Genomic DNA, 16,779 nt, shown 5'->3' with positions numbered 1-16,779 from the left:
CCCACATTCCATCCGGAGGCAGGCCGTGCAGAAGACCGTCGAGATCATCAAGGGCGATACGCCGGGTACGGAATGGCGCTTCAGCGTTCTGCGCTTTTCCGGCAGCGACACGGCAGCGCCGACCGCCTACCTGCAGGCGGCGCTGCACGGCAACGAACTGCCGGGCGTCGTCGCCTTGCACTACCTTGTGCCGATGCTCGAAAGAGCGGAGGCCGAGGGGCGGCTGCGCGGCAGCATCACCGTCCTGCCGCACGCCAATCCGATCGGCGCCGGCCAGCACTTCTTCCAGCAGCACATGGGCCGGTTCTCCTTCGCCACCCGCGCCAATTTCAACCGCGACTTTCCCTTGCTCGACACCGAGGACACGTCCGGCCTGCCGGATGACGACGCGCCGATCGCCGCCGAGAAGCGGCTGAAGGCGAGGCTCACCAGGCTGGCGCTCGGCCACGACATCGTCCTCGACCTCCACTGCGACGACGAGGGGCCGTCCTATCTCTACATCGCGCGGGCCTACTGGCCGCACATGGAAGATCTCGCTGCGAGCCTCGGCTCGGAGGCCGTTCTCCTCTGGGACGAGACCTCGGACGGCGCCTTCGAGGAGGCCGCCTGGTCGCCCTATCGGCATCTGCCGGACGCCGATCCGAGCTGGCAGCGCCGGGCGGTGACGACGGTGGAGTTTCGCGGCGAGGCCGACGTCACGCCGGAATTTGCCGAGAGCGACGCGGCCGGCCTCTACCGTTTCCTCGTCGCGCGCGGCGTCATTGCCGACAAGACGCTGGCGCCGCTGCCGGAATGGCAGGGAATGGTGACACCGCTCGAGCAGGTCGAGATGGTGCGGGCGCCGGTCGGCGGCGCGGTGCTCTACCACGTGGTGCCAGGTGACCGGGTTGAGGCCGGCGACCGGCTGGTCAGCATCCTGACCGCACCTGGCGAGGCCGGTGGCGAGACCTTGGTGCTGGCGCCCCAGGCCGGCCTGATCCTCACCCGCAAGTCGAACCGCCTGGCGAGAACCGGCGACGACCTCCTGAAGCTCTTGGGCAGCGCCCGCTCGGCGACGGCGAAGGCCGGAACGCTGGAATCCTGAGACGAATTACCGTTTCCTTCCCCTGACGTTCGGTGGGTGGGGGCAAGGCAGAAGGGGCGGCTCCTTCCGGCCCGCCAATGCCCGTCGGCTTTTGAAAACCTGCGGCGGTTCGGCTATGACGGCGGCATGACCTGGTCCGTTGCCGCCCTCTACCGTTTCGTCGCGCTCGCCGACCTTCCGGCTTTGCAGTCCGCTGCGCGCTCAGCCTGTGACGCCGCCGGCGCCTGTGGGACGCTGCTGATCGCGCCGGAGGGCGTCAACGGCACGCTGGCGGCGCCCGAGGCCGCCATGCCGGCGCTGGTCGAGGCGCTCGACGCGCTGTTCGGCGTGCGGCAAGGGGAGCTGAAATTCTCTGCCGCCAGCAAAAAGCCCTTTGTCCGCCTGAAGGTGCGGCTGAAGCGCGAGATCATCACGATGCGGGCGCCTGAGGCCGACCCGACCCGGCGCGCCGGCACCTATGTCGCGCCGGCCGACTGGAATGCCGTGATCGCCGATCCCGATGTCGTCGTCGTCGACACGCGCAACCGCTACGAGACGCTCGTCGGCAGTTTCGAGGGCGCGATCGATCCGGGCATCGACACCTTCACCGAATTCAAGGATTTCGTCGCGGCAAAGCTCGATCCCGCAAGGGACAAGAAGATCGCGATGTTCTGCACCGGCGGCATCCGCTGCGAGAAGGCCTCATCCTATCTCTTGGCGCACGGCTTCGAGGACGTGGTCCATCTGAAGGGGGGTATCCTGCAGTATTTGGAAGACGTGCCGGCGGCCGAAAGCCTCTGGCAAGGCGACTGCTACGTGTTCGACAGCCGTGTCGCCGTCGGGCAAGGTCTTTCGGAGACGAACTGGGACCGCTGCTTCGGCTGCGGTGCTCCGCTGGCGCCGGATGATCTCCTTGAGCCGCGTTACGAAAAGGGCGTCTCCTGCCGCCATTGCGCCGAGGCGCTGACGCCCGAGCGCGCCAGCGCCTTTCGCACCCGCCAGGCACAGATCGTCGCGAGCGGGCGCGCGACCAAGGCTGATCCGCTGCCATAGCGGTGCCGGCGTTCCCTTGGTGGAACCGTCGCGATAGGATCGGGCATGGCGGAGCTCAATCTCCGCAGCTTTGCCCCCGCTTTCAAATCACAGCCCAGGCAGGATAGACCGCATGCGCCAGATCCTGGTCCTCAACGGACCCAATCTCAATCTCCTCGGCGTTCGCGAGCCCGGGATCTACGGCTCGCAATCGCTCGCCAGCATCGAGGCCGACCTTCGCGTCCATGTCGCCGGCCGCGCGGAGCTCGAGTTCCGCCAGTCGAACCACGAGGGCGATCTCGTCACCTGGATCCAGGAGGCCGGTCTTGCCGGCACCGGTGTCGCACTGAACGCCGGCGCCTACACCCATACCTCGCTCGCCATCCGCGACGCGATCTCCGGGGCCAAGGCCGTGGTGGTGGAACTGCATCTGTCGAACGTGCACGCCCGAGAAGCCATCCGCCACCACTCGATGCTGGCGCCGGTCTGCCGGGGAATCATCGCCGGCTTCGGTCCGATGTCCTACCAACTGGCCGTCGACGCCCTGATCGCCCTCTAATCGCTTCCGCAACACTTCGCGAACTCATCGGAGCAGTCCAGTACGTTGAGCGGGTCGCGCTCCTATCCTTCCAGCAACAGGAGGCTTAGAAGGCCGGAAAATATATCGTAGGCCTTTGTAATTTCGGTCAGCGGTCTTATGTCCAGCTTCGGAAACTCAGGAACAATTCTGAATATTTCTTACAAAGCGAAGCGAACTTCGTATCGTGTCCGAGATTAGTGGTGATTTATTCGTAAATAACGAGGCTTCTCCGAAGCCAAAAATGTTCGAAATCGTACGGTCGCCTATGACGCGTGTGCAGGCTCTCGTTTATCGGGCATAGGCCTATCGTCGCTTGATCAAGTCTAGGGTGCGTGCGACGAAGAGTTCTCTCTTCCCCACAAAGGGATACACATGTCATCGCCAAGTCAGTCTAGCGTTCGTAACCAACTGCTGCAGGCAATGCACACGGAAGATTTCGAGGTGATTCGGCCTCATCTCGCTCTCGTCGACCTTCCGCTGCACGATGTTCTCGTGCAGTCGGGGGAGCGGATTGAGCATGTGTATTTCATCGAGAGCGGCATTGCGTCCATTGTCGCCAATGGCGCTGAAGGCAAGCAGATCGAGCTGGGGCAGGTCGGCCGCGAGGGGATGGCCGGGCGTTCGATTCTGCTGGGCGTCGACGTCACGCCGGACATGACTTTCGTTCAGGTGCCGGGCTCGGCCTATCGCATGCCGGCGGCACGACTTGCCCAGGCAATCGACGCCAACAGTCGGCTTCGAGCGTTCATGCTGCGCTATATCCATGTCAACGAGGTGCAGATCGCCGGGACGGCGCTGTCCAATTCGCTCTACACGATCCATGAGCGGCTCGCCCGCTGGCTGCTGATGTACCACGACCGGCTGGATGGCGACGATCTGGCGATCACGCACGAATTTCTGTCGCTGATGCTGGGCGTGCGGCGCGCCGGTATCACCAGCGAACTGCACGTGATCGAGGGCCTGCACATCATCCGGGCGACGCGCGGCAATATTCGCGTGCTCGATCGCGAGAAGCTCGTCGAAATCGCTGGCGAAAGCTACGGACTTGCCGAGCGGGAATACGAGCGGCTGCTGAAGTTCGAACGCGTCTGATCCCAGCCCGGAGGGCTCGGGAGGGTATATCTCTCCGGTTTCGGTAGCGTGCGAGGCGCAAGCTACCGAAGGCGCGCCATCCGAGAGGCCAGGAGGCCGTCGACCCTTTCAAGTTCCTTGCGCAACGAATCGATGTCGCGTGAATGCAGCGCCTTGGTCAGGTCGAGCTCGAGCGCATGCCAGATGCTGGCCACCAGCCGCTGCTGGTGGTAGCCGAGCGGCGTCAGTTCGACGAGGGTCGTGCGGGCGTCGTTCGGATCCCGCAGCCGCTGCATGAGGCCCTTTTCGATCAGCCGGTCGACCATTTTCGAGACGGTCGACGGGCGCACCGAGACCGCAGTGGCCAAGGTCGAGATGCTGGCGCGGCTGGTATCGTTGAAGACGGCCAGCAACTGGTCCTGCCCCGCGCACAGGTCGATCTCGGCGAGCTTCAACCCGAGCATAGCCCGCGTCAGCTTGGAAATAGACAAAAGCCGGCTGACGATCGGAACCGGGTCGCTCGACGGCATCGCCGAATGCAAAGCGGCGCCAGTATCTCTCTGCGCTTCAACGGCGTGAAATGGCATGTCCCCGATCCCCCTGGTTACAACACCTAGTCGTGCTCATTTAATAGGCACTACCAATAGCTGGCAAAACCTTAGTTACGGGTACAGGATGATTTACTAAATTAAAATAGGCTGTACGAAATCGTACACCTTGCAAACTGATTTCAGTATAGCGCTTTACAGAAAACTAGGACAGATGCTTTTCATAAGGAAAATAATCGATTCAAGTGACGAATATTGTCATTAACAGGCAATGATAAGCTATATGTATTATTATTGCGATCTGAATATTTTTCTGAATTGTAGCTTATCTAGGGTCGTGATTCTTGAATTTTCTTATGTCGGCGAGGTTTGAGGTTTCATAAGGCCTGCGGCGTGGGCCACCCAACGATGTCGCATAAGAACAGAAGGGCATGGGATATAAGCCAAAACCTGAGGGGCGAATGCGATCGACTTGGCCCAGAGGCTCAAGATCTCGGGTCCGCATCCCAAAGACGATCTTGGCTCAGCCTACTTCAGCATAAGCCTGCCGCCCACGGTGTCGCGGACACGACCTCTGTGAGGTCATCCGCGTGGGTCCCATGGCGTCATCAGTCCCGCTCTGCCTGCGTCGCCATGGCCAGCCGGGCTGTCCATTGTTCAGCCAGCCATCTTTTTCAGGATGGCCAGCGTCAAAGACTGCTTCACCGTGCTGTAGCCGGGCCAAGGGTCGGGGTCCGCCAGGCGTTTCAGCACATCGGCGGGGTGGAAGAGGTTTGCCGCGACGAGCCCTTGCAACTCGTCCCATCCGACGGGTACCGCGACCGGGGCATTTTCGCGGGAGCGGGTGGAGTAGGGGGCGACCGCGGTCGAGCCCCGCTCATTACGCAGCCAGTCGACGAAAATCCTTCCCTTGCGCTTGGCCTTCGACATGCTGGCGACGAAGCGTGCCGGCTCTTCCCGCTCCAGAAGATAAGCCATGTCGCGGGCAAATCCCTTCACCACCGGCCAGGCCTGCCTGCGGGACAGCGGCACCACGACATGCACGCCCTTGCCGCCGGTCACGAGCGCAAAGCTCTCCAGCCCCATCTTCTGCAAGCGATCGCGCATGTCGAAGGCAGCGGCCTTTACGTCCGCGAAGGCCAGGCCTTCGTCCGGATCGAAGTCGAAGACGATCCGGTCCGGCTTTTCGACATCGCGAATGTCGGCGCCCCAGATGTGGAACTCGAGCGTGTTCATCTGGACGGCGGCGACCAGTCCCGCCGCGTCCGCCACGTAGAGATAATCCGCCGTCCCGCCGTCCTTTTCCGCGATCGCGATCTTCCGGATCGCGTCGGGAAAGCCGCCGGAGTCGTGCTTCTGGAAGAAGCAGGCCTTCTGACGCCCGCCGGGACAGCGCACCAGCGACAGCGGCCGGCCGCCGGCATGGGCCAGCATCCGGTCGGCGACAGCAGCGTAGTATTCCGCGAGATCAAGCTTGGTCACCGCCTGGCTGGCGAAGACCACCCGCTCGGGATGCGACAGCGTGATGCCCGCGACCTTCGTCACCGACGCCTTCGCGCCGCGTGAGACCGCCTTGCGCGGCGTCGGAGGCTCGGTCGCGTCCGACGCCGGAGGCGCAAGCGGGTTGCCCTCAAGTTTATTTGCCGGCTTAGCTGTCTCGTCGGCGACATCGGCCGCCGGCTTGTCTTCCCGCAATCCCTTGAAGACGCCGTGCCGCACCTGGCCGTCTGCTGTGATCTCGGCGAAGTCGATTTCCGCCACCAGTTGGGGCACAACGTATTTCGACGTCCGTGCAATCGGCCGCGGCAGGTCGGCGAAGGGCGAGGTGTCGCGCGCCAGCGCCTTGAAGCGGTTCGCGAGATCGGTCAGCGCCGCGTCGTCAAAGCCGGAACCGACGCGTCCGCGGTAGCGAAACTCACCGTCCTCGTTCACCCCGATGAGGATAGAGGAAAAGGCTCTGCCTTTCTTGTCCGAAGGCGAGAAGCCGCCAATGACGAACTCCTGCCGCCGGGTGCATTTCGCTTTCAGCCAGCCGGTGCTGCGGCCGGCGCGGTAGGGGGCGTCGGCGCGCTTGGCGATGAGGCCCTCATGCCCGGCCGCGCAAATTTGCTTCAGCATGGCGGGGCCGCTGCCGCGGATGTGCTCGCTGTAGAGCAGGACCGGTTGTTCGTGCCCCTTCAGCAGCTGCTCCAGCGCGGCCTTGCGTTCGGTCAGCGGCTTGTCCTCCATGTCGACCCCGTCGAGCATCAGGAGATCGAAGCAGAAGCAGGCGAGGTCGCCCCCGTCCTTCAGATGCCGCTGCAGCGTGGAGAAATCGGTGTTGCCGTCGCTGTCGAAGGCGACGAGCTCCCCGTCGATCAAGGCGCTGTCACAGGGGAGCCCGGCAATCGCCGGCAGGAGGAACGCGAAACGGTCGGTCCAGTCGAGCGCATTGCGGGTGTAGATCCGCGTCTTTCCGCCGCCGATCGCGATGAGAATGCGGTAGCCGTCGTATTTCATCTCGTTCAGCCACTCGCCGCCCGATGGCGCGGCATCGACGAGGGTCGCGAGCTGTAGCGGGCGGAACGCCGGTACCTTCTTGCTGCGGCCGGACTTTGCCGGCTTTGCCGCTGGCTTGCTGGATATCTTTGCAGGAGCCTCGTCCGCTGTATCGGCCTTCGTTTTACTGGCCGCCTTGGCGGTTACTTTCGCTTTCGGCGCGGCCGACGTAGTTTTCACGGGGGACGCCGTCGGCCGGGCCCACTCCTCGTCTCCATCGGCGATCTCCGCGAGGGACCGGCCGGTCTTGACGCTGCGATCCTCGGTCAGCACGTCGTGACCGGCGTCGGCGAGTTCGTCCTTTTCCTTGATCAGCAGCCAGTTCTCGCGCTTCTCACCGGGTCGCGGCTTCATGCGGATCAGCGCCCATTTCCCCTTCAGCTTCTCGCCGTGGAGGATCATCTTCAGGTTGCCCGCCTCGAGCTCGGCTGCGGCATCGCCTTGCGGCTCCCAGGTGCCGCGATCCCACAGCATGACCGTCCCGCCGCCATAGGCGCCTTTCGGGATCGTGCCTTCGAAGTCGCCGTAGTCCATCGGATGGTCTTCGGTGCGCACCGCCAGCCGCTTGTCGGCGGTGTCGTAGCTCGGTCCGCGCGTCACCGCCCAGCTCTTCAGGACCCCCTCGAACTCGACGCGGAAGTCGTAGTGCAGCCGCGTCGCGTCGTGCTTCTGCACCACGAAGGCGAGACCCTCGCCTTTTGCTGCCGATGCCTCGCCCGAGGGCTCGCGCGTCCGCGCGAAATCACGCTTCTGCCGATAGGTCTTCAGCAGTGCGTCGACGGCCATATCAGGCAGCCGTCTTGCGCTTGCGCGCCGGCGCCTTGGCAGCAGGGGCCTTGGCCGCCGGCTTGGCCTTCGCGGCTGCCGTCTTTGCGGCAGGCTTCGGCTTCTCGCCGGCGGCCGCCTTGTCCTTCGCCTTGTCGTCTTCCGGAACCCCGCCCTCGAGGCTCTTCTTCAGGCTCGCCATCAGGTCGATGACGTTGCTCTTTGTCTTCGGCGCCGCGGTGTCGTCGTCTTCGATGACTAGGCTGCCCTCGCCGCCTTGCTGGCGCTTCTCGGCGATCAGCCGCTTCAGCGCCTCGGTGTAGTGGTTCTTGAAATTTTCGGCCTTGAACGGCGACGTCTTGCGCTTGATCAACTCGCTTGCCACAGCCAGGAGATCCTCCTCGGCGGTCTCATCAGAAATGTCCTCGAAGATCGTGTCGGCCTTCTGGATTTCGTCGGCATAGTGCAGCGTCTCCAACAGAAGGCCGGAGCCGCAGGGCCGGAGCGCGACGAGATATTCCTTGCCGCGCATGGCGAGCTGGCCGAGCCCGGTCTTCTTGGCGCCGCGCAGCGCATCGCGCACCACGCGGAAGGCGTCCTCGGCCAGATCGTCCTGGGGCACGACGTAATACGGCTTGTCGTAGTAGAGTGGCGGGATATCGTTGCTGTCGACGAACTGCACCAGTTCCAGCGTCTTCTTGGTCTCGAGTTTGACGCCCTCGATCTCCTCGTCGGTCAGAAGAACGTATTCGTCCTTGGCGAACTCGTAGCCCTTGATGATCTCGTCGGCATCGACCGGGCCGATCCCCTCCGCCACCTTGTCGTAGTGGATGCGCTTGCCGCTCTTGCGGTGGATCTGGCGAAACGAGATCTGCGCACCCGATTTGGTGGCGGCGAAGATCTCCACCGGTATCGACACCAGCGACAGGCGGATCTGGCCTTTCCAGACGGGACGAGATGCCATTCCAACAATACTCCGGACGAGAAGAATTGCCGACTCAACGCCGCTTTGTCCCGCACGTTCCGGCTCTCAATGACGGGGTGTTTGGCTGTCGCACGGCCTGCCGCCGCCGGACCTCCCGCGCGTCGTTTCTGCACGCCCACAGAGCCATCACGCGGTCCTGATCTTCCGGTTTTCTAAAATACGAAGGATGCCTTTGAAGTTTGCCTTCATATCTCCTATATCGGCGGTATGACAGCGGAGAAGAACCAGCCGGAAGCGACGCTCGCCCTTGCCGCAGAGCTGCGCGCCGTCACCGCGCGGCTGCGGCGACGGCTGCGCGAGCAGGCGCATCTCGGCGAGATCACGGGGACCCAGATGGCCGTGCTCGGTCGTCTCGAGCGGGAGGGACCCGCGACCGTCACCGTGCTCGCCAAGGCCGAGGCGATGCGGCCGCAGTCCATGGGGGCCAACATGGCGGCGATGGAAGCGGCGGGTCTTGCCGCCGGCGCGCCCGACCCCGGCGACGGCCGCCAGACGCTGTGGTCGGTCACCCCCGCCTTTCTCGCGCGCATCAAGGCCAACCGGGCGGCGCGCGAGGACTGGCTCTGCCACGCGCTCGAGAAGGCACTGTCGCCGTCGGAGCAAGCCGAACTCGCACGGGCGATCCGTCTCCTCGATCGTCTGGTCGACACCTAGAGGCGCCCACCTGAACCCCGGATAGGCGAGTCCCTGCCGGAAGGCTTCCCCTTTTCATTCCCGCTTGCCTCGCACGAGACGAAAACGCCCCGCGCCGAGAACTCTCGGAGTTCCGCATGACCGACCGCTTTGTCCCCACAGATCCCGTTCCGCCGGATCCTGTTTCATCCGCGATCCTGCAGCAGCAGGCGACAGCGCCGGAGGGCGGCGCCGGCATGCCGCTTCAAGCCTCCACCCTGGGTGATCCCGCGGCTCCAACGCGCGCCGACGCCGCCGGGCGCGGCCGTTTTCGCTCGCTGCGCAACCACAACTACCGCATCTGGGCCGGCGGGGCGCTGGTCTCGAATGTCGGCACCTGGATGCAGCGGGTCGCACAGGACTGGCTGGTGCTGAGCCAGCTGACCGACCACAGCGCCACCGCCGTCGGCCTGGTGATGGCGCTGCAATACGGCCCGCATCTGCTGCTCCTGCCGTTTACCGGCTTTGCCGCCGATCATTTCGACCGCCGCCGCCTGCTGATGGCGACGCAGGCCGGTCTCGGCGCGCTGGCGCTCGGCCTTGGGTTTCTCACCGTCAGCGGGCTCGTGCAGCTCTGGCACGTCTACATCTTCGCCTTCCTGCTCGGCTGCGTCGCCGCCTTCGACGCCCCGGCGCGCCATACCTTCGTCTCGGAACTCGTCGGCGAGCGGGATCTGTCCAACGCCGTCGCGCTCAACTCGATGTCGTTCAACGTCGCGCGGATGATCGGCCCGGCGGTGGCCGGCGTCACCATCGCCGCCGTCGGCTCCGGCTGGTCCTTCGTGCTGAACGGCGCCTCGTTCTTCGCCGTCCTCGTCTCGCTGTCGCTGCTGCGGATCGGCGAACTGCACAAAAGCGCGCGTGCCGTTCGAACCCGCGGCAGCCTCGTCGAGGGTTTTCGCTATGTCTGGAAGCGTCCGGATCTGAGGGCAGTGTTCCTGATGCTCTTCCTGATCTCGACCTTCGGGCTGAACTTCCCGATCTTCATCTCCACCATGTCGGTCGCCGTCTTCCACGCCAATGCCAGCGGTTACGGGCTCCTCACCTCGACCATGGCGATCGGCACCGTTCTCGGCGCACTGCTGGCGGCCGGACGCGAGAAGCCGGGCCTTGCCCCGCTGTTCACCGGCGCCGCGGTGTTCGGCGTCGGCTGCGCGCTGGCCGCCGTGATGCCGAACGCCGTCCTGTTCGGCCTGGCGCTGATCGTCGTCGGCGTCTCCGCGCTGACCTTCACCAACACCACCAACAGCCTCGTCCAGCTCTCGACGGAGCCGAGCATGCGCGGCCGGGTGATGGCGATCCGCCTTGCCATCGCGCTCGGCTGCACGCCGATCGGTGCGCCCATCATCGGTTTCGTCGCCGATGCCTTCGGTCCGCGCTGGGCGATCGGCGTCGGTGCGGCCTCCGGTTTCGGCGCAGCCCTCGTCGCGCTCGTCTATCTCGTCCGCCACCGCCATCTGCGCCTGTTTATCGAGGCAGGGCGGCCCCGTTACCGGCTGGAGCCCGCAGTGTCCTGACCCGTCCCGGCCGTGGAGCCAACTACCGCCCGCTCGCCATGGCCACGGCGTCGAGCACGCCGCTCAGCGTGATCTGCGTGCCGACGCAGAGCAGCAGGAAGGCGGCAAGGCGGGAGACGATCTGGACGCGGGTCTCGCCGAGCAGCGCGGTGAGGCGGTCGGCCCAGCGATAGGCCAGCCAGATGATCACCGCGATCACCGCCGCGGCAATTGAGGTGCCGAGGAAGAAAGTGAGAAATGCCGTGCCGCCCTCGGGCCGGCTGGAGCCGAGGGCGATGGCGACGGAGATCGTGCCGGGGCCGGTGGTCAGCGGCATGGTCAGCGGGAAGAAGGCGACGTCGGCCTCGCCAACCGCCTCGTCCGCCTGTCGCTGCTTGCGCTCTTCCCGCCGTTCCGGCGCCGACAGCAGTTGCCAGGCGAACGCCCCGACCACCAGCCCGCCGGCGATGCGCAGCGCGGCAAGACTGACCCCGAAGAAGCTCATGACATAGGTGCCGCCCCATATCGCGCCGAGCATGACGAGGAGGGAGTAGAGCCCGATCCGCCTCGCCAGCGCGGCGCGTTCACCATGTGAGCGTTCGGCGGTGACCTGGCTGAAGATGAACGCGGTGCCGATCGGGTTGACGATCGAAAACAGCGCGGAGAAGGCGAGCAGAAAGCTCTGCGCCCAAGGCATTCCGTCCTGCATGGCATCGCCTCTTCGAAAGTATCGCGCCCATCGGCGTCAGGTTCACCCCGTGCGCGAGGCGCCGTCACCGTGGCGGCAAACGGGCCTCGTGAGCCTTCGGCCGCCTGCCGATCGGAGCGGCTCTCAGGCCTCGGGCTTTGACGCTTTGCGGCGAAGGTCGCCCTTGCAGCGCTCCGAACAGGTCTTCACCGCATCCCAGTCGCGGGCCCATTTCTTGCGCCAGGCAAACGGCCTGCCGCAGGCCTGGCAGATCTTCTGCGGGAGATGCGTTTTGGTCGGGCGGTTCGCCATGTCTCGTCCGGAGCTTCGTTCTTTCATCGACCACCCTGGCGATCAGGCTCGATTGGTCCCGGCCTGATCGCGGATTTCAGCCAGTACCGCGGTGTGCAGCGCCGGGGTCGAACAGGCGAGGACATCGCCGGCCGAGCCGATCGACAGCTTGCTGCCCGTCCAGTCGGTGATCACGCCGCCAGCGGCCTCGATCACCGGCACCAGCGCCATGAAGTCGTAAGGCTGCAGCCCCGTCTCCATCACCAGGTCGCAATGCCCCGACGCCAGCAAGCCATAGGAGTAGCAGTCGCCGCCATAGCGACGCATCAGCGCCTTCGCCGCCACGTGCTGGAAGGTGATGAGCGCTTCGGTGCCGAAGAGTTCCGGCGATGTTGCGTAGAGCCGGGCGTCCGACAGCTCTGTGCGGGGGCTGGTCGCGGCTGGTCTGCCCGCGAAGTCGGCGCCGAGCGGCGAGCCGGTCCAGCGTTCGCCGGTGGCAGGAATGTCGATCAGGCCGACGAAGGGCCTGTCGTCGGACGCAAGGGCGATCAAGGTGCCGAACAGCGGCAGGCCGGTGATGAAGCTGCGGGTGCCGTCGATCGGGTCGAGCACCCAGGTCAGGCCGTTGCCCGCGCGGACGCCGAATTCCTCGCCGTAGATCCCATGCTCGGGATAGCGTGCCTCGATCATCCGGCGCATCTCCGCCTCGATCGTCCGGTCCGCGATGGTCACCGGGCTCTCGTCCGCCTTGCTGTCGACATCCAGCGGCGTGCGGAAATAACGCAAGGCGATCGGCCGCGCGGCATCGGCAAGCTCGGCGGCAAAGGCCAGCGCCTCGGCGGGATCGAAGGGAAAAGCGGGCATGGCCGGCGGTCCTCTCATGCGGATCTGTCGGCCGTCTTATAGGCGTTTCGCAGCGGGGGGAAAGCTGGCGGTTTTCATCCCCGGTAGCAGCCCTAGTTCGATCTCCAGCACAAGGAGACGACAAATGGCGGTAGACTTCAGCGAAGACGGACGGCAGGCGATCTCGGCGATCGCTTCGCGGCATGGTTTCGGCGTCGAGGCGGCGGAAGCAATGTCCAAGGCGCTGCTCGCCGGCAATGGCCGCATGGCACAGTTCAGCCACCCCGAACTAGGCGGCATGGGACAGTGGTCGCAGGGCGGCATGCTGATGATCGGCGACATGTTCAACAGCGACCTCAAGACCCGCGTCGGCCGCCTCGCCGACGATCTCGCCGCGGCCATGGCGGACGGAAGCCTGGCGCGGGAGGCGAGCGCGGGCGTCGAAAGCAAAGCGGATACTTCTGATCGTCATGCCGACAATGAGCGCGGAAATGCGGCAACAAGTGCCGGCACGGTACAGTCCAGCAACAGCGCTTCATGGCCCGCTCACCTCGGGACACCGAGTGCCAGCGGCTCGCAGAACGGCCGGCGCTACGCCATCTTTTCGGCGAGCCACCGCATTGCTGTCGAGGAGGATGGCAAGGTCCGGCTTTACGACACCGGCGATCACGATATTTCCGGCGTGTCCCAGGCACAAGGCTCGGCCAATACGCTGCGTCTTAGCGCTCGGAATGGCAGTCTCGATCTATCCGATTTAAAACAGGTCGAGAAATGATGGGCTGACGCCTAGAGCGCCGTCGGGGTAACGACAATCGGCTGATTATCAATTCGACGGAATCCAGGGTGCTGTCCGTAATTGCTGCTTCCTTATACGCGAATACAAATCCGCTTAAGCAACCGTGAATTACATGTTTGCGGTTGTAAGCTTTCTTGGTGCGCGGGATTAGAGCGCCTAACAACGTCTCTTTAATTAGCAGCATCGAAGCCGCTCCAGGAAGTTGCGATCGCTAAGAGGGCTGCAGAAGTCTTTGACACCCTCTTCGTACGCGCGATCGAGTGCCCTTCTCATGACCTTAAGGCGGCAAGCTCACGGCTCTGTGGCCGCAGCGCGAGAAGCCCGCGAGAATTGTCGAATTACTCCGTGACCCGCATCTTGTCGGGCTGAAGTCATCACGATCGCGAGCGCTCGGTGAGGTTGGGAAAGCAGCCTGTCGGCGCCCGGCAGCAGATGACGAACTGTTGCTTTCCCTAGCGTCATTATTTCATGATCTATGATATAACAGCCAGCTGCGGTGAAAGCTGGTCAAAAATTAAAATAACAATACTCAGATCTGGACCGTCTTGCACGTCTTAAACATTCCGTGAGATGACAGAAGGCAGGTATATCTTCCCGAAAAAACTCAGTAGGCATGACCGAGATTTCGCACCATCAGAATCTTTTTCAGCTTGCAACGACCAAAAACTAAAGACCTAATTATCCACTGAATACATAAGCGCCAGTGTCAAATTATTATAGGGGCGAAAATTATCGTAAGGGGAGGCAGGCGTTTAATGGCCATCATTCGGGATCCGGGCGAAGAGGGGTCAACCGCTGCTGCCGATATTCAGCTCAAAAAGACGCGTGGTCCAAGAGGCTTCCTGATCGGATCGGTGATATCGGCAATCCTATGGATTGCTATCCTCATGTTTCTGTTTCTTTAAAACAAAAAGCCGGCCGTCCATCCCGATGATGCCGGCTTGAGTCTATTCCCCGTGGAGGTCGCGCTTTGCAGCGCTGGCTTAGTTGAGCGGCACGGCTGCCGGGATCAAGGCCACCTTTACGACATCGCCCGGAACAACGGGCGTGTTCTCTTCGGCCGCCAGTTCCTCAGGCTTGCCCTCCTGGTTCCGGACGATCGTGTAGCGGATCTTGGTGGCGCCGAAAGTTCCGGTGTCGATCATGGCGCCGCGCGAGGTCGCCTCGTTTACCAATCCACGGCTCATGGCGATCTTCAGGTCGACGCTCTTCAATTCGGCTTCGGTCTGCTGTCGGCTCTGCGCGATCTCGGCTTCCCGGTCGTTCTGCAGATCGATCGCGTTCTGATTGGCTTTGACGATATCCTGCTTGGCCTGCAGCAGGGCCGTCTCGTAATCGAGGACCTTGGTCTCCATCTCAGCCAGCGTCCGTTCTACCGACAGCAGCCGGGAGTTTACGACAAGGCCGCGATTGGACAGGGTGCCAACGTCGCTCTGCTCCTTCTTCGAAAGCTCGATCTGCCGATTCTGGCTGACGATCTTCTTTTCGAGGGTTTCGATCTGGCTGCTGAGCAGTCTCTTCAGATCCTCGATGGCCTCGAGTTGCAGTTTCAGGCGTCGGGTGCGGGTGCCCATGATCGCCTGCTCATCCGAAATAATGGATTCGATATCGGCGGCCTGCTGGAGTTCGGCCGGCGGGTCGAAGGCTTCCTTCTCCGCGCTGGCGGCCTCGGCCGTCAGGCGGGAGCGGCGCACGATCAGACGGTTGCGCTGCGCGACCAGGACGGCCTCGTCGCCGCGGGCGTTGATGAGTTCGCGTTCGATCGCCTGGCCGCTGTCGGAGCGGCGCAGCCCGCCGGCAAGGCTCACGGCCTTGAGGACGGTCATATCGGGTGCAAAGGGATACTGCCCGGGATTGGAAGCGTCTCCCGCAATGAAGACGGGACGGAATTCGGCCAGTTCCACCGACGCATTGGGCTTGTCGGTCAGGCCGAGGGTCTGCTGAAGTTCAGCGCCGATGGCATCCGCGACCTCGGCCGTGGTCTTGCCGGCAGCCGGCACCTCGCCGATGAACGGAATGGAAACATTGCCCGCGGGGCCCACGAGATAGTCGCCCGCCAGCGCCGTCCAGTCGCGAACCGCGCCTTCCGCGGTCCGCCACTCCACGACCTTGATGCGGAGCTTGTCCATCGTTCCAAGCTGATAGTCCGCAGCGTTAGAACTGATCAGCGTCGAGAGCAGCAGGGCGGCAGACAGAGAGAAAACGGTGCCCGCACGAGCCTGCCTCTTCAAAAGCGATACCAACATGCTGGCACCAAGGCGCATGGATTTCATCGAAGCTTCCTCTTCTTTCCGTCTTCGCCCGTCATGTCGCAAGATCGGCCGAACGGCAAGTGTTCAGTAGCAGCAAGATGAACCGAAGCGCTTTGCGTCAGTAGCTTCCACGCGACGCGAGGACGGCAGGAACCGTGCGCAGGATAATGGTAAGGTCGGTGACGAACGACCAGTTCTGAACGTAGTGCGTATCGAACGCGACGCGCTCGCCATACGACACATCGTTGCGGCCGCTGATTTGCCAGAGGCCGGTGAGGCCAGGGCGCGACTTCAGATAGTAGACCGAGGCATTTCCATACATCGCCAGCTCGTCGGTGACGACCGGTCGCGGGCCGACAATGCTCATGTCGCCGCGCAGGATGTTCAGGATCTGTGGCAGCTCGTCGAGGCTCAGCTTGCGCAGAATCGTGCCGATGGTGGTTACCCGCGGGTCGTTCTGCAGCTTGCGGGTGGCAGCCCACTCGATGGCCGCGTCCGGGTTCTCGGCCAGATGACGCGCCAGAACATCGGCGCCATCTTGAACCATTGTTCTGAACTTCAGGCATTTGAAGCTGTTGCCGTTCCGGCCAACCCGAACATGGCCGTAGAAGATCGAGCCTGGCCCCGACAGCTTCACCAGAAGCATCAGGATGAGGAAGAGCGGGCTGAGGAGCAAGAGCCCGACGAGGGCGCCGACAACGTCGAAGCCCCGCTTCAGCATTCCACCGATCGGTGGGTGAGCATTCGCTTGACCCGAAAATTTAATCGGAAGCGATCCTAGTCTGGCTTCGGGTCTCATCGTCCGGTTTCCCACGTTGGTTACGGGCGTCTCAGTGTCATCACCCAAAATGCTGCAGTGCAGTAGCTACCACACTGTCGATGGCCCGAGCAAGCAAGTGTGATCTGGAATGGGTCGCGATGCCCGCCTAGGCGTGCATATCAGAGTTGCATTCAGCAAAAATTCAGCATCCGGACCTTGATTTGGTCTGAATGTGGCGGAAATCGGTTAAATTTAGTATAGGTCATGCTTCGAATATATGCTCAATGGACGAATGAGAGCTCATCAAGCAGAAGATCATCTATATAGATTGCTCGAAAGCTGCTGGGGAAGGTGTGGTAAGGTTGCCAAGGTGAAATTCTCTCCGATGGTCCGCGGGAA

The 16,779-nt window shown here is 63.3% G+C and carries 15 protein-coding genes; 7 read left to right on the top strand and 8 right to left on the bottom strand.

From position 1 onward, the window contains the following. The first annotated feature begins 25 nt into the window (after positions 1-25). The 4 genes from ACZLZQ_RS01460 (at position 26) to ACZLZQ_RS01445 (ending at position 3,767) form a co-directional block, all read left to right on the top strand. On the top strand, positions 26-1,084 hold the full coding sequence (locus ACZLZQ_RS01460) for a peptidase M14 (protein ID WP_472947787.1): 1,059 nt from the start codon (positions 26-28) through the stop codon (positions 1,082-1,084). Positions 1,085-1,210: 126 nt separating this feature from the next. Further along, positions 1,211-2,116, top strand: a complete 906-nt coding sequence (gene trhO / locus ACZLZQ_RS01455) for an oxygen-dependent tRNA uridine(34) hydroxylase TrhO (RefSeq protein WP_472932323.1) — start codon at positions 1,211-1,213, stop codon at positions 2,114-2,116. A gap of 112 nt (positions 2,117-2,228) precedes the next feature. Further along, positions 2,229-2,654, top strand: coding sequence for a type II 3-dehydroquinate dehydratase (aroQ, locus tag ACZLZQ_RS01450; protein ID WP_472932324.1), 426 nt, complete (start codon positions 2,229-2,231; stop codon positions 2,652-2,654). 393 nt (positions 2,655-3,047) lie between these two features. After that, on the top strand, positions 3,048-3,767 hold the full coding sequence (locus ACZLZQ_RS01445; RefSeq protein WP_472947785.1) for a Crp/Fnr family transcriptional regulator: 720 nt from the start codon (positions 3,048-3,050) through the stop codon (positions 3,765-3,767). 62 nt (positions 3,768-3,829) lie between these two features. Here ACZLZQ_RS01445 and ACZLZQ_RS01440 read toward each other — a convergent pair whose 3' ends face one another. The 3 genes from ACZLZQ_RS01440 to ku form a co-directional block, all read right to left on the bottom strand. After that, positions 3,830-4,333: a MarR family winged helix-turn-helix transcriptional regulator gene (locus ACZLZQ_RS01440; protein ID WP_472932326.1), complete on the bottom strand. Its 504-nt coding sequence runs from the start codon at positions 4,331-4,333 to the stop codon at positions 3,830-3,832. 618 nt (positions 4,334-4,951) lie between these two features. Continuing rightward, positions 4,952-7,618 carry a DNA ligase D gene (gene ligD, locus ACZLZQ_RS01435; protein ID WP_472947784.1) on the bottom strand — a complete coding sequence of 889 codons (2,667 nt, stop codon included), beginning with the start codon at positions 7,616-7,618 and terminating at the stop codon, positions 4,952-4,954. Between the two features lies 1 nt (position 7,619). Beyond that, positions 7,620-8,561: a non-homologous end joining protein Ku gene (gene ku / locus ACZLZQ_RS01430; RefSeq protein WP_472947783.1), complete on the bottom strand. Its 942-nt coding sequence runs from the start codon at positions 8,559-8,561 to the stop codon at positions 7,620-7,622. A gap of 228 nt (positions 8,562-8,789) precedes the next feature. Between ku and ACZLZQ_RS01425 the strand changes: the two genes are divergently transcribed. Then, complete coding sequence (locus tag ACZLZQ_RS01425) at positions 8,790-9,236, top strand: MarR family winged helix-turn-helix transcriptional regulator (protein WP_472947782.1); 447 nt, start codon at positions 8,790-8,792, stop codon at positions 9,234-9,236. A 116-nt stretch (positions 9,237-9,352) separates the two neighbouring features. Further along, positions 9,353-10,771 carry an MFS transporter gene (locus ACZLZQ_RS01420; protein WP_472947781.1) on the top strand — a complete coding sequence of 473 codons (1,419 nt, stop codon included), beginning with the start codon at positions 9,353-9,355 and terminating at the stop codon, positions 10,769-10,771. A gap of 22 nt (positions 10,772-10,793) precedes the next feature. Here ACZLZQ_RS01420 and ACZLZQ_RS01415 read toward each other — a convergent pair whose 3' ends face one another. The 3 genes from ACZLZQ_RS01415 to hisN all read right to left on the bottom strand — a co-directional run bounded on the left by ACZLZQ_RS01415 (position 10,794) and on the right by hisN (position 12,593). Continuing rightward, a complete protein-coding gene (locus ACZLZQ_RS01415) occupies positions 10,794-11,459 on the bottom strand; it encodes a MarC family protein (protein ID WP_472932331.1) in 666 nt (221 codons plus the stop codon). Between the two features lie 123 nt (positions 11,460-11,582). Then, positions 11,583-11,750 carry a DUF2256 domain-containing protein gene (locus ACZLZQ_RS01410; protein ID WP_472947780.1) on the bottom strand — a complete coding sequence of 56 codons (168 nt, stop codon included), beginning with the start codon at positions 11,748-11,750 and terminating at the stop codon, positions 11,583-11,585. Between the two features lie 42 nt (positions 11,751-11,792). Beyond that, positions 11,793-12,593: a histidinol-phosphatase gene (gene hisN, locus ACZLZQ_RS01405; RefSeq protein ID WP_472947779.1), complete on the bottom strand. Its 801-nt coding sequence runs from the start codon at positions 12,591-12,593 to the stop codon at positions 11,793-11,795. On the opposite strand from hisN, the gene ACZLZQ_RS01400 reads away from it, so the two are divergent. Then, positions 12,592-13,347 (top strand): hypothetical protein, encoded by a 756-nt coding sequence (locus tag ACZLZQ_RS01400; protein WP_472947778.1) that lies wholly within the window; start codon positions 12,592-12,594, stop codon positions 13,345-13,347. The genes hisN and ACZLZQ_RS01400 overlap by 2 nt on opposite strands. A gap of 1,004 nt (positions 13,348-14,351) precedes the next feature. On the opposite strand, the gene ACZLZQ_RS01395 is transcribed toward ACZLZQ_RS01400, so the two are convergent. Both ACZLZQ_RS01395 and ACZLZQ_RS01390 read right to left on the bottom strand, forming a co-directional pair. Then, positions 14,352-15,641, bottom strand: a complete 1,290-nt coding sequence (locus ACZLZQ_RS01395) for a polysaccharide biosynthesis/export family protein (RefSeq protein ID WP_472947777.1) — start codon at positions 15,639-15,641, stop codon at positions 14,352-14,354. Between the two features lie 97 nt (positions 15,642-15,738). After that, positions 15,739-16,419, bottom strand: coding sequence for a sugar transferase (locus ACZLZQ_RS01390; RefSeq protein WP_472947776.1), 681 nt, complete (start codon positions 16,417-16,419; stop codon positions 15,739-15,741). Positions 16,420-16,779 lie beyond the last annotated feature (360 nt).

It is taken from the genome of Mesocryomonas lacus (assembly GCF_055730105.2).
Note: the sequence above shows the minus strand (reverse complement) of the source record. Positions and strands in the feature narration are given on the sequence as shown.

What these genes read in the sequence shown, in the direction of transcription:
- trhO (WP_472932323.1), top strand. Translation starts at nt 1,211, where the DNA reads ATGACCTGGTCCGTTGCCGCCCTCTACCGTTTCGTCGCGCTCGCCGAC.
- aroQ (WP_472932324.1), top strand. Translation starts at nt 2,229, where the DNA reads ATGCGCCAGATCCTGGTCCTCAACGGACCCAATCTCAATCTCCTCGGC.
- ACZLZQ_RS01445 (WP_472947785.1), top strand. Translation starts at nt 3,048, where the DNA reads ATGTCATCGCCAAGTCAGTCTAGCGTTCGTAACCAACTGCTGCAGGCA.
- ACZLZQ_RS01440 (WP_472932326.1), bottom strand. Translation starts at nt 4,333, where the DNA reads ATGCCATTTCACGCCGTTGAAGCGCAGAGAGATACTGGCGCCGCTTTG.
- ligD (WP_472947784.1), bottom strand. Translation starts at nt 7,618, where the DNA reads ATGGCCGTCGACGCACTGCTGAAGACCTATCGGCAGAAGCGTGATTTC.
- ku (WP_472947783.1), bottom strand. Translation starts at nt 8,561, where the DNA reads ATGGCATCTCGTCCCGTCTGGAAAGGCCAGATCCGCCTGTCGCTGGTG.
- ACZLZQ_RS01425 (WP_472947782.1), top strand. Translation starts at nt 8,790, where the DNA reads ATGACAGCGGAGAAGAACCAGCCGGAAGCGACGCTCGCCCTTGCCGCA.
- ACZLZQ_RS01420 (WP_472947781.1), top strand. Translation starts at nt 9,353, where the DNA reads ATGACCGACCGCTTTGTCCCCACAGATCCCGTTCCGCCGGATCCTGTT.
- ACZLZQ_RS01415 (WP_472932331.1), bottom strand. Translation starts at nt 11,459, where the DNA reads ATGCAGGACGGAATGCCTTGGGCGCAGAGCTTTCTGCTCGCCTTCTCC.
- ACZLZQ_RS01410 (WP_472947780.1), bottom strand. Translation starts at nt 11,750, where the DNA reads ATGGCGAACCGCCCGACCAAAACGCATCTCCCGCAGAAGATCTGCCAG.
- ACZLZQ_RS01400 (WP_472947778.1), top strand. Translation starts at nt 12,592, where the DNA reads ATGGCCGGCGGTCCTCTCATGCGGATCTGTCGGCCGTCTTATAGGCGT.
- hisN (WP_472947779.1), bottom strand. Translation starts at nt 12,593, where the DNA reads ATGCCCGCTTTTCCCTTCGATCCCGCCGAGGCGCTGGCCTTTGCCGCC.
- ACZLZQ_RS01395 (WP_472947777.1), bottom strand. Translation starts at nt 15,641, where the DNA reads ATGAAATCCATGCGCCTTGGTGCCAGCATGTTGGTATCGCTTTTGAAG.
- ACZLZQ_RS01390 (WP_472947776.1), bottom strand. Translation starts at nt 16,419, where the DNA reads ATGAGACCCGAAGCCAGACTAGGATCGCTTCCGATTAAATTTTCGGGT.